The sequence below is a fragment of the Roseivirga sp. E12 genome (genome assembly GCF_017592825.1).
Lineage (GTDB): Bacteria > Bacteroidota > Bacteroidia > Cytophagales > Cyclobacteriaceae > Roseivirga.
In genome coordinates this window covers 264,382-279,136 of the sequence record NZ_JAGFMD010000002.1, presented here as the reverse complement: position 1 = coordinate 279,136, position 14,755 = coordinate 264,382, and the positions used below count along the sequence as shown (strand labels likewise).

General features: G+C 42.6%; 9 protein-coding genes. 4 read left to right on the top strand and 5 right to left on the bottom strand.

Annotated features, from left to right (window positions below; genetic code table 11):
* Window positions 1–24 precede the first annotated feature (24 nt).
* Both J4E76_RS08870 and J4E76_RS08865 read right to left on the bottom strand, forming a co-directional pair.
* Complete coding sequence (locus J4E76_RS08870; RefSeq protein WP_208503239.1) at window positions 25–2,385, bottom strand: ABC transporter permease; 2,361 nt, start codon at window positions 2,383–2,385, stop codon at window positions 25–27.
* 58 nt (window positions 2,386–2,443) lie between these two features.
* Window positions 2,444–2,842 carry a DUF3471 domain-containing protein gene (locus tag J4E76_RS08865; protein WP_208503237.1) on the bottom strand — a complete coding sequence of 133 codons (399 nt, stop codon included), beginning with the start codon at window positions 2,840–2,842 and terminating at the stop codon, window positions 2,444–2,446.
* 175 nt (window positions 2,843–3,017) lie between these two features.
* Here J4E76_RS08865 and J4E76_RS08860 point away from each other — a divergent pair, with 175 nt between their 5' ends.
* From J4E76_RS08860 to J4E76_RS08850, 3 genes are all read left to right on the top strand, one after another.
* Window positions 3,018–8,567 carry an alpha-2-macroglobulin gene (locus J4E76_RS08860; RefSeq protein ID WP_208503235.1) on the top strand — a complete coding sequence of 1,850 codons (5,550 nt, stop codon included), beginning with the start codon at window positions 3,018–3,020 and terminating at the stop codon, window positions 8,565–8,567.
* Window positions 8,564–10,936, top strand: a complete 2,373-nt coding sequence (gene pbpC / locus J4E76_RS08855; RefSeq protein WP_208503233.1) for a penicillin-binding protein 1C — start codon at window positions 8,564–8,566, stop codon at window positions 10,934–10,936. Before J4E76_RS08860 ends, pbpC begins: the two co-directional genes overlap by 4 nt.
* A gap of 67 nt (window positions 10,937–11,003) precedes the next feature.
* The gene (locus tag J4E76_RS08850) at window positions 11,004–11,384 is read left to right on the top strand and encodes a hypothetical protein (RefSeq protein ID WP_208503231.1); all 381 of its coding nucleotides are present in this window, start codon (window positions 11,004–11,006) and stop codon (window positions 11,382–11,384) included.
* Window positions 11,385–11,456: 72 nt separating this feature from the next.
* On the opposite strand, the gene J4E76_RS08845 is transcribed toward J4E76_RS08850, so the two are convergent.
* Window positions 11,457–12,443: a bifunctional methionine sulfoxide reductase B/A protein gene (locus J4E76_RS08845; protein WP_208503228.1), complete on the bottom strand. Its 987-nt coding sequence runs from the start codon at window positions 12,441–12,443 to the stop codon at window positions 11,457–11,459.
* 72 nt (window positions 12,444–12,515) lie between these two features.
* Here J4E76_RS08845 and J4E76_RS08840 point away from each other — a divergent pair, with 72 nt between their 5' ends.
* Window positions 12,516–13,097, top strand: a complete 582-nt coding sequence (locus J4E76_RS08840; protein WP_208503226.1) for a DUF429 domain-containing protein — start codon at window positions 12,516–12,518, stop codon at window positions 13,095–13,097.
* 33 nt (window positions 13,098–13,130) lie between these two features.
* On the opposite strand, the gene J4E76_RS08835 is transcribed toward J4E76_RS08840, so the two are convergent.
* Together J4E76_RS08835 and J4E76_RS08830 are read right to left on the bottom strand one after the other, a co-directional pair.
* Window positions 13,131–13,370 (bottom strand): acyl carrier protein, encoded by a 240-nt coding sequence (locus J4E76_RS08835; protein ID WP_208503224.1) that lies wholly within the window; start codon window positions 13,368–13,370, stop codon window positions 13,131–13,133.
* Window positions 13,371–13,423: 53 nt separating this feature from the next.
* Window positions 13,424–14,710 carry a PAS domain-containing sensor histidine kinase gene (locus J4E76_RS08830; protein ID WP_236017351.1) on the bottom strand — a complete coding sequence of 429 codons (1,287 nt, stop codon included), beginning with the start codon at window positions 14,708–14,710 and terminating at the stop codon, window positions 13,424–13,426.
* Between the last annotated feature and the right edge of the window lie 45 nt (window positions 14,711–14,755).

The window sequence follows — 14,755 nt, the reverse complement described above, 5'->3', positions numbered from 1 at the left end:
AGTTTAAACCTGCTCCTAAATTCTTTATTCGCTTCTTAAGCCTTCAGTTGGCGCAGTTGTCATTACCTTTCTAATCTGCGATGAAACGGTAGTGATAACCATGGCTACCACTATCACAAAAGCAATTGCAAATGGTATAACAGTTATGGGTTTATGTACTTCATAGACCGTCTCGAATAGTGAGCTCATTAGCATATAGCTTATTGGAAGACCAAGGATAAGCGCCACTGCCAAGAACACTACAAATTGCCTGTTTATGACGTAGGCTAAGTTTTTCAACCCAGCGCCTAGGGCTTTTCTAATGCTGAATTCCTTGGTTCTGCTAGCAACATTGAGCGATACAAGTCCATACAATCCAAGGCATGATAGAATAATGCACATAGATGCGACAATACGCATGAGCTTCCCATGTCCGTCAATTTCTCTGAAATAGTTCTCAAGTGTCGCCTCTTGATAGAAGCCTCCAAATGGCTTTTCGGGAAATAGCTCTGCCCACTTGTCTTCAAGTGCTTCATAAGTGGAAACCAGAGTTCCGGGTTTTACTCTCATAGAAACAAAAGAGTACTCATCTTCTGGACTAAGCTTTATAATCATTGGTTCGATTTCTTCAGAGAAGTCATCCTGATGAAAGTCTTTGATAATGCCTATTACGGCATAACTCAAGGTATCTGATTTGAAGCGTTCGCCAAGAGCACCCTCTGGGTTAATTATTCTGGCCATACGCTCGTTGACCAATACGTTTTGAAAATCTGCTTCACGACCCTTTTCAAACGATCTACCTGTAACAACTTCTAGTTCCATGGTTTCAATGTATTCAGGCCCTACTTCCAAAGTGAGTATATCCAAGTCTTCTTCCAAGATTTGGATTTCCATTCGGGTAGCCCGTCTACTGAGGTGATGTTTTGATGGTGCTATCGATTCTATATTAGGGTTGGCTTCCATTGCTGCCATTAACTGCATTGCTTCTGTGGCTGGAAAGACGTTGGCACTAATGGTGGCTTCTTCATTGTACCCCCAATCCTGACTTTTTTGGAAGGTAGTATTTTGGGTGAACATTATGCCACCAACTACCGCAATGCAGGCCAGTATGTACTGAAAGGTTAGAAATACCTTCGTCATCTTGTTCTTGCCTCCAAACTTCAACCTCCCTCTAAAGATGTGTACTGCGCTGAAATTGGATATGTACAATGCCGGATAGGCCCCTGAGGCAAGCCCAGTAAATACAACCAATATCAAAAGGAAAACCCAAAGTGATGGTTGAGCAATATCGAATTCCATTCCGATATCAAACATCTGATCGAAGCCTGGAATTAAAACGGTGGTACCTAGGATAAAACCAAACACCAAGGCTACTAGTGTTAGGAATACGTTTTCTGCTAGAAATTGAAAAACCAATGATTTCCGAGTGCTCCCCATGACCTTGCGAACACCAATTTCTTTAAGCCGTTTGGTTGCAGATACTATCGCTATGTTGATGTAGTTGAAAATCGCCAGGACGAGAATAAACCCAGCTATAATTGATAATACTAGACTCCCAATACCATCTGTACTCCCTGTGATGGTATTCCTCATATGATCACCCTTGGTGTACAAATCAGTCCATGCGAAGAAACGAAAGCGCGTTGCAGGATAGTCCTTTCTCACCTCGTTTTGAAGCGCTACATATTGCTGTACGTTTTGAGTGATGTTGCTTATTGCCGAAGGATCGTCAAGTTGAATGAATGTGGCATCCAGAAATCTACCCCAGCTTGTTAGGTCAATATCCGGATTTACCTGTTTTAGTTGATCGAAGTTGACTAGTACTTGAAAGGCCATGCTTCTCTTGTATGGAAACTTTTTGGCTACTCCAGCTACTTCAAAAGTATACCGATTAGACCCGAATTCGAAGGTCATGGATTCCCCTAGTGGGTTTTTATCACCGAAATACTTAATTGAGGTGTTCTCACTTATGATAATCTTGTTTGGCTGATTGAGTGCTGATTTATCTCCCCATTTCAATGGGAAGGTGAACATGTCTAAGAACTCAGGGTCAACAAAACTGAAGCTTTGATTGAATACGTTAGCACCATTCTTTAAAACTCCACTTAATCGTTCTACTCTCACTACCCGGTCGATTTGCGGGAAGTCATTCATTAAGACCTCGGCAAAAGGAGAGGGGGTTATACCATATTCGGCTTCCTGACCACTTCGGTTAAGAAAGGAGGTGGCCATGTATATATCACCTTTGTTTTCGTGAAACTGGTCGGTAGTATACTCCATATCCACAAAGGCATATACCATAATGGCTACGCCTAGTGCCATGGCCAATCCGAAAATATTAATAAAAGAAGCTAGCGGACTACGTTTAATAGTCCGCAAAGTAGTTTTGAGATATGATTTAAGCATGTTGGTTGAGTTTTGACCTTATGCTTAGTGAGATGCAAAAGCCATCTCCAAGGTTGCATCAACTCCCTTTTTTTCTCAAACAGGTAAATGAATGCCCGTCACTCCAAATAGTGAGCGATACAATTTCCTTCTTGTCATTTCTCTTGAATTCCATTTTTAACCCTCCGGTATTAGTAAGGTCAAACTTATCTTCTTCGAATGCCACAAGAAGTGTTATTGGCTGAGATTTATTGGTGGGCTGCGCCATTAGTTTGGCACCGCCATCCATACTAACTGTTATGTCAAATCCTTGCTCAGAATTGTTATCATAGATATACTCGCCTACATAGGCTTTCAACTCCTTGTTTTCAATTTTATGTGCATCGCTTGATGTAGTTTGAGCTGTCGCTAGTTGGGCAAATGATGTGAATGCGATAAGGACAAATAGTCTGAAAAGGAATTTTGATTGTCTGGTCATAATGTTTGAGTTTTTAAGCTTGGAGGTGAGTTTTTAAAAAAAGGTTACAGTTTGAGTAATTCAGTGTACAATAAAAACTAAAAATATAGTTATTAAATCGGTAAGCCAAATTGGCTACTTAATATTCTATATTTATTAAGGCGGCAACTGCCTTCAACAATTAATCATTTTTAGCATGTCCAGAAGTATCAAACTAACCATCTTCAACCTGATGATCATATTCTTAATTGCTGCTTGTAGTAGTAAGAAAGAGTCTTCTAGTGAGCTTGATCGGAGGGCGGATGAGCGATTCACCGCATACATTTCCTCTTATACCACAGGTCAGGTTTCTTCACGGTCTTTCGTGACCGTACAATTAGCCAGTGAGGTGCCACAGGATTTGCAGCGGAAGGATGTTTTGAGTTTTTCCCCATCACTGCAGGGCGAGGTTAACTGGCTTACTGATCGCGTTATTGAATTTCGGCCTAACAGTGCTTTAAAGAATGGACAGGAATACAAGGCTAAGCTGAACCTAATGGACTTAGGCCTCGAGGTTGAAGAAGGTAGTGAGGATTTTGAGTTTCTGTTTGAAGCCATTGCTCAGGATTTTGACTTTAGGATCACGAGCGTTGTTAGCGACTCTGATGAACCCATGACAAAACAGGTGGTCAATGGCGAATTGCAGACAGCAGATTATGCCGATACATTGAAGATAAGTCGAGCTTTAATAGCCCGACAGCCAGGTGCAGAATTAGAGATACGCTGGGATTTTGATAAAAATGCTGGAACCAACCACTCATTTACCATTACTGGTGCAAAGCGTAAGGATGAAGCTGTGCAGCTTAGCTATGAGTTTAATGGGGAAGCAATAGGTGTAGTACGATCTAGCAGGGGTAAAATTGACATTCCAGCCTTGAGTGACTTCAAAGTTGTGACAAGCAGGGTTTTTAAGGTGGGAAGCCCTTATGTGCTTTTGAGTTTTTCAGACCCGCTCAATGAAGGCCAGGATTTGCACGGTTTGATCACCCTTGAAGATGATAATAATCTTAGGTTTTCAATCACCGAAAACCAGGTCAGGGTGTATACTTCGACTAACTTGACAGGGTCGAAAAGACTCTCGGTTTACCCGGGTATCAAAAACAAGCTGGACTATAAAATGCAAAACAGCTTTGATACCAATGTTTCATTTGCTCAAACAAAACCAGAAGTTAAGGTTGCCAATAAGGGAACTATTCTGCCGAGTACCGATGGCTTGGTATTGCCTTTTGATGCTGTAAACTTAAGGGCTGTTGATGTGACGGTCATCAAAATTTTTGAAGACAATGTCATTCAATTTCTACAAACCAATAATCTCGATGGCAATCAGCAACTGAGAAGTGTTGGGAGACCAATCCATGAAAGTCGTGTGATTTTGGACGAATCCAATCTACTTGACCTTTCGGGTTGGAACCGCTTCAATCTTGATCTGTCAGAATTAATCAATACCGAGCCAGGGGCTATTTATCAGGTGAGGCTAAGTTTTAAAAAGGCCTATTCACTATACAATTGTGGTGAGGGTACCCTTGACGAGTTGCCATTAGAAGGTGAGATTGAAGAAGATCAGTGGGATGCCAATAGTGGGGAAAATAGCGGTGCCTATGATAGCTACTATAATTACAGATACAATGCTAACTATGACTGGCGTGAGCGTGATAATCCTTGTAGTGACAGCTACTACTATGGTAATAATAGAATAGTCGATACTAATATTCTCGCATCTGACCTTGGGCTTATCGCTAAGATCGGAAACAACAGAAAGCTGGATGCTTTTGTAACGGACCTGCGTACGACTAAGCCAATTTCTAATGCAGTTGTGGAGGTATATGATTTTCAACAAACAATCATTGAAAGTCTAACTACCGACAGTGAGGGAAAAGTGAGCCTGAATCTTGACAGAAAGCCCTTTCTACTGGTTGTTAAAAGAGGCGTTGAAAGAGGATACCTGAAGCTTTGGGATGGACATTCGCTATCGCTGAGTAACTTCAATGTGGGAGGAGCCAGAGTTCAGCGTGGCATCAAGGGTTTTATCTATGGAGAAAGAGGTGTCTGGCGGCCTGGAGATAATATCTACCTCAATTTTATGCTGGAAGATGCAGATGCCAACCTTCCAAAGGACCATCCAGTAGTGATGGAATTAGTCGATCCTTCGGGAAATGTGAAAGTGAGGAGGGTTGAGACGGGATCTTTAAATGGGTTCTATCACTTTCCACTCAAAACGCAAGATGATGCTCCGACCGGAAACTGGCTAGCGAGGGTTAAAATTGGAGGCACTGAATTCACCAAGCGTATTAAGATTGAGACTGTAAAGCCCAATCGCTTGAAGATTGATTTGAAATTTGATAAAGATCGGATTACTGCAGGTAGTGGTGCCTTGAAAGGTGATCTTGATGTCCAGTGGTTGAGTGGGGCGCCAGCTAAAAACCTGAAAGCAGAGTTTGATGTTTCATTGAGCCCTTCTAGAACCACTTTCGAAGATTATCCTAACTATATGTTCGATGACCGAGCAAAAGAATTTCAATCTGAAAAAGAGAGCATCTTCAGTGGTACAATCGATGCAAAAGGTCATGCGAATGTTAATGTTTCCCTAAACAAGAAGTCGAATTCTCCAGGCATGCTGACCGCTACTTTCAGTGGCAAGGTTTTCGAGCCAGGGGGTGATTTCAGCATCGATCAGTTTAGTATTCCCTTTTATCCTTATGAAAGTTTTGTGGGTATACAGAAGCCCGAGGGCGATCGAAGAGGTCAACTCCTGACTGAGAAAGATCATGTCTTACAGCTTGTTTCAGTTAGTACTGAAGGGAATCCAATAAATAAAAAGCGTCTTGTGGTTGAGGTTTTCAAGCTCAATTGGCGCTGGTGGTGGGATAGATCCTCTGATGATCTTGCTTATTACATCAGTCGTAACTACAACCAGCCTTATGATCGGCAGGTGGTTGAAACCAATGAAGGTAAGGCCTCTGTTAAGTTGAATATTCCAAACCGAGATTGGGGTCGGTATTATGTGAGAGTAAGAGACACGGAGTCTGGACATTCTGCCGGTGCCATCACTTACTTCGATTGGCCGGGTTGGGCTGAAGAAGGTAGACCGGGTGGAGCTGCACTGCTTAACTTTTCAACCGATGCTGAAGACTATGAAGTCGGTAAACCAGTAAAAATCAACATTCCTGCCAGTGCAGAAGGCCGTGCATTGGTAAGCATTGAGAACGGGAGTAAAGTGGTCGCCTCATATTGGGTAGAAACCAAAGAAGGCGCCAACGAATTTGTGTTTGAGACCACGCGAGAAATGGTGCCCAATGCCTATGTGCATGCTACACTTTTACAACCTCATGCCCAGACTAGAAATGATTTACCAATTAGGCTTTATGGGATTGTGCCCATCAATATCAGTGATCAGAGCACTAAGTTAACTCCTGAGATTCTACTTCCAGATGTACTAGAGCCTGAGTCTGAAGTGACCGTGCAAGTATCCGAGCAAAACGGGAGTCCAATGACTTATACAATTGCTGTGGTTGACGAAGGTTTATTGGATATTACACGTTTTAGGACACCCGATCCTTGGAATACCTTTTTTGCTAGACAAGCCTTGGGTGTCAAGACTTGGGATGTTTACGATGATGTGATCGGAGCATATAACGGTGACTTATCGCGACTACTCGCACTCGGAGGTGATGGCTCAGCAGCAAGGCCAGAAAAAGTGAAGGCCAATCGGTTTAAGCCTGTTGTAATGCACTTGGGACCGTTTGAATTGAATGCGGGAGAGTCGGCATCGCATAGCTTTCAGATGCCTAATTATGTCGGTTCAGTAAGAACAATGGTCATCGCAGGACAGGACGGTGCTTATGGAAAAACTGAGCAGGCGACCCCAGTTCGAAAGCCTTTGATGGTACTCGGTACGTTACCAAGAGTGGTAGGGCCGGGAGAAAAAATCAAGCTACCTGTTTCGGTTTTTGTCATGGATGGCAATGTGAAGGATGTTCAAGTGAGTGTTAAAGGAAACGATTTGTTGAAAATCGTGAGTGCCAAAAATCAATCAATGAGATTCGATGAAATAGGCGATCAGGTTATTGACTTTGAATTTGAGGTAAGCGAATCAGTAGGTGTTGGAGAAGTAGAAATAGTGGCTACTTCTGGTAGAGAGCGAGCTACTTATAAAGTCGAGGTCCAAGTCCGGAACCCTAACCCCTTTATCACTGATGTAAAGGAATTTACCCTTCAATCAGGAGAAAGTCTGAATAATACCTTCGAACAGGTCGGTATGGTCGGCACCAATGAGTTCACTCTTGAACTGAGCGTTATTCCACCCATTAATCTGGGTAGGAGGCTGAGTTATTTGATGCGTTATCCGCATGGTTGTATCGAGCAGACTACTTCTTCCGTATTTCCACAGCTATTCCTTAGTGACATTACTGAGCTTTCCGAAAGAGAAGTTGAGGATGTACAAAGGAATGTGAAGGCTGGAATTGATCGCATCGGGAAATTCCAAACTGCTACAGGAGGGTTCGCCTATTGGCCAGGCAATAGCGATGACAATGATTGGGGTACGAATTACGGAGGTCACTTTCTTTTGGAAGCCAAGGATAAAGGCTATTTCATTCCTTCGCGTCTTCTAAACAATTGGAAAAAATATCAGAGAAAACGAGCTCGTAGCTGGAGCAGGTACTCTGCTTACAATGATGACCTAGTACAAGCCTATCGTTTATATGTATTGGCAAAGGCACAGGTTCCAGAGCTCGGAGCTATGAATCGATTGAGGGAAGATGAAAGACTCAGTTTGGAAGCCAAATGGCGATTAGCTGCCGCCTATGCGCTCACTGGCAGAGCCCAGGTTGCCAGAGAAATCATTAATGATTTGTCTATCGAGTCGGCAAGAAAGTCGAACTACTATTATTACGGATCCATGCTCAGAGATAACGCTATGATTCTTGAAACCCTTGGTCTCTTGAATATGCAGGATGAAGGACTGACGCTAATGCGATCGATAGCGAAATCGCTGAGTGAAGACCGGTGGATGAGTACACAAACAACGGCCTATGCTTTGTTGTCGATCATCAAGTTTGCAGGTGCTGATAAAACCAATAATGGAGTCGAAGCTAGCTACAAGGTGAATGATAATGCCATGCAACAGGTGTTAACCGCGAGACCTATTGTGTTGGTAGATGCTCCAATTCGTGCGAAAGAATCTACCAAGGTAGAAGTAGAGAACAAAGGTACTGGCGTGCTCTTCGTGAGAGCGATCAGAAAAGGACAGCCTCTTGCTGGACAGGAAAAACCTGCTGAGGAAGGCCTGCGCCTTTCAGTCACTTATACCGATAGAAACGGGAATGTGATTGATCCGAATAGTCTAGATCAGGGTGCTGACTTTTTTGCAGAGGTTTCTATTTACAACCCAGGGACCAAAGGAGTTTACAAAGACCTGGCGTTAAGCCAAATCTTCCCCTCAGGTTGGGAGATACTGAATGATCGATTGAACGAAGTTTCAGGCACGGTTCAAAAAGTAGACTATGATTATCGTGATATTAGAGATGATCGAGTGTTCACGTATTTCGACCTAAGACCTAATGAGCGAAAGAAGTTTCGAGTTGCGCTAAATGCTACTTATGCTGGGCAATACTATTTACCAGCGGTCAAGGTTGAAGCCATGTATGATGATACTATTAGTGCCAATACAGCCGGTCAATGGGTAAAAGTTGAGAGAAGCGATCGGTGAGAGTCTATATAAGACGATATCGTAAATGGCTATTGGCCTTTGCCACTTTGGTGGGTATAGTGTATTACTTTGCCCTGCCAAAGGAGCTATTCGATGATCCTTATGCCACCGTGGTCAATGACTTTCGAGGTGAATTGATGTCTGCCAGAATTGCCCAAGACGGTCAGTGGCGCTTTCCTGAGGTCACCGAGATACCAGATAAATATGAAAGAGCACTGTTGCTATTTGAAGACCAGCACTTTTATCAGCACCCAGGGGTAAACCCAATAGCCCTAGGCCGAGCCTTATGGCAGAATGTAAGCAAGGGAAAGGTAGTCAGTGGAGGAAGTACCATTACTATGCAAGTGATTCGTCTCTCACGAAAGGGTAGAGGGCGATCGCTGGCCGAAAAGTTGATTGAAATGACTTTGGCAACGCGACTCGAGCTTCGCTATAAAAAGTCTAGTATCCTCAAGCTTTATGCGTCTCATGCTCCTTTTGGAGGTAATACAGTTGGGTTAAGTGCTGCTTCATGGAGGTACTTTCAACGTCCTCCTGAGAATTTATCATGGGCCGAGTCTGCTTTACTGGCTATACTCCCCAACCAACCGTCATTACTTTTCCCAGGTAGAAGAAACGAAAAACTAAAGGGTAAAAGAGATCGACTGTTAGATAGGCTCTATGCCGAAGGGTATATGGATGCTACTTCACTTGAATTGGCGAAAGCTGAGCCACTCCCGGATGGACCAGGCAACTTGCCTCAGAAATCGAGTCACTTCCTTAACTACCTAGCCAGTAATGGGCAGTCAGGAAGGGTGACATTGTCCAGTGTTGATGGTCATCTTCAAGATAGAGTGAATGGAGTGTTAGAGGCGCATCATCAACTATTGAAAACTGATGGTATTCACAATGCTGCGGTCCTTGTGCTTGATGTGAAGGCCAATAGGGTTTTATCGTATAACGGTAATGTGCTAACAGCGGGCAAGGATCATGCGACTTCGGTAGATGTGATTCAAGCCCCAAGAAGTACGGGGAGTTTGCTAAAGCCAATGCTTTACGCTAGTCTACTTGATGAGGGCCTGATCTTACCGAAGACTTTAATACCTGATGTTCCGACCTTCTATGCTGACTTTGCACCTAAGAACTTTACAAGAAGGTATGACGGAGCAGTGCAGGCCGATATGGCCATTGCGAGATCATTGAATGTTCCAGCGGTGAATATGCTCAGGCTATATGGCTACCCCAAGTTTCATCAAAAATTGAGGGAATTAGGTATGTCGACATTGACGCAACCTGCCGACCATTACGGGCTTGCGATGATTTTAGGGGGCTCTGATGGTACACTCTGGGATATGGCAAATATCTATGCCGGAATGGCCAGATCGCTGTCAAGTTTTAATGAGAGTAGATCGGCTTTATACAAGGCCAATGACTTTGAATTTGCCACTTATTCAGGTGCTAAAACACCGAGTGTGGATGAATCAATGGAGTCGTCCCCTTTGAATGCAGCCAGTCTATGGTTTACTTTTCAGGCCATGCTAGAAGTTTATCGCCCTGACGAGGATGCTTCGTGGAAAATGTACTCGAGTGCACGAAAGGTAGCTTGGAAAACGGGAACGAGTTTCGGCTATCGTGATGGCTGGGCTATTGGTGTTACCCCTGAATACGTAGTCGGTGTGTGGGTTGGTAATGCCGATGGAGAAGGCAGGCCTGGGTTGACGGGCATAAAGGCAGCTGCTCCAATTATGTTTGATGTGTTTAATCTATTGCCAAAGACTAGTTGGTTTTTACCTCCAAGGCGGGAATTGACCGTGGCAGCTGTTGATCGTCAGAGTGGTTATTTGGCCTCTCCATACTCAGATGAAGTCGATACGGTATTTATTCCGAAGGTTGGCTTAAGAACTGTAGCAAGCCCTTATCACCAAAGGGTCCATTTGGACAAGACAGAGTCTTTCAGGGTAAATTCCGGGTGTTATCCATTGAATGATATAGTCTCAAAGAACTGGTTTGTATTGCCTCCAAAACAGGCTTTCTACTTCAAGAAAAAGAATCCTACTTATCAAGAGTTACCACCGCTGAAAAGCGATTGTACCAATGAAGAATTATCCTTGGTGGTGATGGATATGATCTATCCAGAACCAAATGCTACCTTATATATCCCAATTCAGCAAGATGGGACTAGAGGTCAGTTGGTTTTTGAAGCAACTCACCGGAAGCAAGCTTCAGAATTGCATTGGCATTTGGATGATAAATACCTGGGTAGTACCAGTGACCAACATGTCATGGGCTTACAGCCTACAGCCGGTGAGCATGTGCTAAGAGTGATTGACCCAGAAGGCAACGAATTGGTGAGGGCATTCAAAGTGCTTTCCAAGGAAGGTGATGAATAAAACGGAGTCTCATTACAACCTCATTTAATGGAAGTGTGTCAAAGACATAGACAAAGCTCAAAGGCAAATGAAAAAGCTCAAATACTTATTGTTGATGATGACCTTGGTTGTGATCAGCTCTTGTGGAGAAGAAGACACACTACCAGAGTCATGTTTAGAGGCAGGAGAAATAATTCTTACGGTTGAAAATGGTGTTGGCTCCATCAAAGAAGAAAGCGGTCAACGTATCATTACCTATTTCATTCCAGGAACCATAGATTCGTTCAGAGTAGGTGTGGTCTGTAACAACGAATTCCCAGACTTTCTGATTACGGAGGAAAGTGAAGTGCGATTCTCAGGCCATTTCCGTAGTAATAACAATCCTGTTGGAAATGTATTGGCCTTTGGTGATAACAGTATTGATATTCTGGAACTTACTTTTATTGAAGACATTACCGGAGACAATTAATTCTACTCTCCAATTGTAGTTAGAAGTTTAAGGTTGAAAAAGACCCCGCACTGGCGGGGTCTTTTTGTTTAACTAGTTCATCTCTGGTTTTAACCTATCGGCAAACATTGCCCTTAGTTTGGCAACTTTGGGGTCAATAATCGCTGTGCAGTAACCTTGACTTCGATGATCATTATAGTAATTCTGATGATCTGCATCTGCAGGGTAATAAGCTGCTAGCGGACTTACTTCGGTGACAATCGGATCGTCAAAGTAGTCCTTCATTTCCAAGACAATTTCTTCTGCTACTTGCTTTTCCTTATCGTCTTGATAGAAAATCACAGAACGATATTGCGTTCCTTGATCGTAGCCTTGTCTGTTCAAAGTAGTCGGATCATGTGTTGAGAAGAATATCCTCAACAAATCAGCATAATCCAGTACTTCAGGATCATAAGTAATCTTAATCACCTCGGCATGACCCGTTCTTCCCGAACAAATCTCTCTATATGTCGGGTTTTTAATCTGTCCACCTGAATAGCCAGATTCCACATGACTTACACCTTTTACTCTCTGAAAAACTGCCTCGGTACACCAGAAACAACCACCACCAATTATTGCAGTTGCTTCTTTGTTATCATCTTCCAGCAATTGCATGGAAGCTGAGTTGATACAGTACCTCAAACCACTTGGCTCAGGGCCATCCGGAAACACATGTCCCTGGTGTGCATCACAAGTATTGCATACCACCTCAACACGCGTCATACCATAACTCGTGTCCTTTATGTATCCAATAGCATTTTCCTTAACGGGTTGAGCAAAACTCGGCCAACCTGTTCCAGATTCAAACTTTACTCTGGAATCAAATAGTGGAGTTCCACAGCAAACACAGCCATATAGGCCTGGTTCGTGCCTTTCACAGAAAGCGCCCGTTCCGGCTCTTTCAGTGCCCTTAAGTCTTGCAATTTGGAACTGTTCTGGTGTGAGAATTGCCCTCCACTCATCTTCTGTTTTTTCTACCCTTCTGTCAGGGCTTGGGTTGCCATTATTGGCAAATTTGATCACATCAATCCACGTGAGCATATTATTCCTTTCTTTTGCTAAAAGAACAAATCTATGAAAGGATTAGTTTGAATTTGCAACAATAATTTTGTCATGAAAATTGGGATAGATTTTGGGAGTAAACTGGCAGGTACAACCGTGATCGCTTATCAAAAAGATGGACTGATTTATTTCGAGAAGTCCATAAAGAATCAGGATGCTGATCAAATGATCATCGAGTTTGTGAGGGAACAAAAACCTCAAATGGTTGGGATAGATGCGCCATTGTCTTTGCCAGGAGTCTATACTAACCTGAAAGGATATGAAGATTATCACTATCGTTTATGTGACAAGGAATTGAAAGCCATGTCTCCTATGTTTTTGGGAGGGTTGACCGCTCGAGCTATCAAACTAAAAGATCAACTAAGTGTAGAAGGAGTGCAGGTGTTTGAGACTTATCCTGTTCAGACGGGCGGAGGCTTGGGATTAAAGGAATTTGGGTATCGTTCCAAGGCATCTGATTACAACGCTATGCTTCAAGTATTGGGAAAAAGAGGCTTTCAGCTGGCTCCTGAGTCCAAAGTGGAGACTAGTCATGATTTAGATAGCGTTTTAGCGCTCATGGCAATCCACAATATGAGTACGGCTAACGAAAAGAGATCTGGCGATCCTAACGAAGGGCTGATTTTCTACTGAGGGTCAACCCTCTAAGACGACACTAACCCTGTTCTAAGCTGATATTTTTTCCTCTATATATTCTACCGCCTGCCCCACGGTTTGAAGTCTTTCTGCATCACTATCAGGAATTCTGATATTAAAGGTTTGTTCGAATTCCATTACTATTTCGGCATAGTCCAAGGAGTCGATACCTAGGTCTTTTATAAAATTTGCGTCAGTCGTGGCTTCGGTCGGTGCGATACCTATTTTTTCAACAAGTATTTGAATTACTTTTTCTAGCGTATTGCTCATTGGGGACTCTTGAATGAAATGATTTCGGAAGATAACCGATTCCTTTAAAATATTTAAAACCTCAGTGTAAATTCTGTGCCCTCGTTCATCACAGACTTAACGGTAATAGCACCACCATGTTTTCTCATTATTTGTTTAGACAAACTTAGCCCAATACCTGAACCTTGTTTTTTGGTAGTGAAAAATGGAATGAAAATTTTACCGAGTGCCTCTTCATCAATTCCTACACCATTATCTCTGATGGTAAGCGTAGGCCTTCCGTATTCGTTAATGAAGGCATTTAGGATAATCATTTTGTCTCCATCATTCTCGTCTAGGGCATGAATTGCATTTTGCAATAGATTAATCAGTACCTGATCGATTAACTCCTTGTCTATGTTAAACATCAAGCCTTTCGGCTCAATTTTTAGTCTGAAGTCGATACCCTTAGCAGCTATTTCATGTTTCAAAAGAAGACTGATATGATCTAGCACTTTTTGAACTTCTATCTCTTGAAGTTTTGGCTCTGGAATTCTCGTTAAGTTTCTAAAGTCAGATACAAAACGAATTAGTCCTTCACTTCTTCGCTTGATCGTTTGGACTGCGAGGTAAATGTCTTCTAGCTCTTCCTTTTCTATTGGAACATCATCTTCAATATTGTCTACAAGGTTTTCCTCTACAGTCGCAGCTAAGGAAGATAAAGGAGTCACAGAATTCATGATTTCATGTGTCAAAACCCTGATCAGGTTTTGCCATGCCTCCATTTCTTTTTCTTCCAGTTCACTTTGGATGTTCTGTATAGAGACTAGTTTGAATTCTTCGCCTCTTAAAACCAACTCAATCACGTAAACCGAAAGTTGAGTACGATTACCTTCATTCGTAAGCTCAATAAGAGCGCTTCCACCAGTCTTGAGCTTCACTAATGATTCCACCAGTTTTGCACTGACCTTACTCAGCTCGAAGATGTTAGTAATAGATTCTATACCAATTAGTTTTTTGGCAGAGCTGTTGATAATCTGAATATCACCTAATTTGTTGAAAGTGATAAGTCCAATGCCAACGTGCTGAACAATTGTTCGGAAGTAATGATAATTGGCTTCTTTGTCAGCGCGTATTTCTCTAAACTTCTTGATTACATTGTTGAACTCGTTATAAAGTTCATTCATTGACTGTCCACGACCATGAGTGGGGTAGGTGGTAGTGAAGTCATCGTATTTGATTGAACTCAGAAAGCCAGATATTTCTCGATTAGTCTTGTCAATAGACCTAACCAAGAAATAGATCTGAATGGCAATGATCATTGTCAAAAAGGTGGTATTGACACTATTAGGTACCTGAAATACCACATATGCCAAAAGCATAATTGAACCGATCAGTAAAACTATTCGGAGTACGAGAAGTAGCCG

Coding starts and splice junctions, on each gene's coding strand:
- J4E76_RS08850 (WP_208503231.1), top strand. CDS start 11,004: ATGAAAAAGCTCAAATACTTATTGTTGATGATGACCTTGGTTGTGATC.
- J4E76_RS08860 (WP_208503235.1), top strand. CDS start 3,018: ATGTCCAGAAGTATCAAACTAACCATCTTCAACCTGATGATCATATTC.
- J4E76_RS08830 (WP_236017351.1), bottom strand. CDS start 14,710: ATGCTTTTGGCATATGTGGTATTTCAGGTACCTAATAGTGTCAATACC.
- J4E76_RS08835 (WP_208503224.1), bottom strand. CDS start 13,370: ATGAGCAATACGCTAGAAAAAGTAATTCAAATACTTGTTGAAAAAATA.
- J4E76_RS08845 (WP_208503228.1), bottom strand. CDS start 12,443: ATGCTCACGTGGATTGATGTGATCAAATTTGCCAATAATGGCAACCCA.
- J4E76_RS08870 (WP_208503239.1), bottom strand. CDS start 2,385: ATGCTTAAATCATATCTCAAAACTACTTTGCGGACTATTAAACGTAGT.
- J4E76_RS08865 (WP_208503237.1), bottom strand. CDS start 2,842: ATGACCAGACAATCAAAATTCCTTTTCAGACTATTTGTCCTTATCGCA.
- J4E76_RS08840 (WP_208503226.1), top strand. CDS start 12,516: ATGAAAATTGGGATAGATTTTGGGAGTAAACTGGCAGGTACAACCGTG.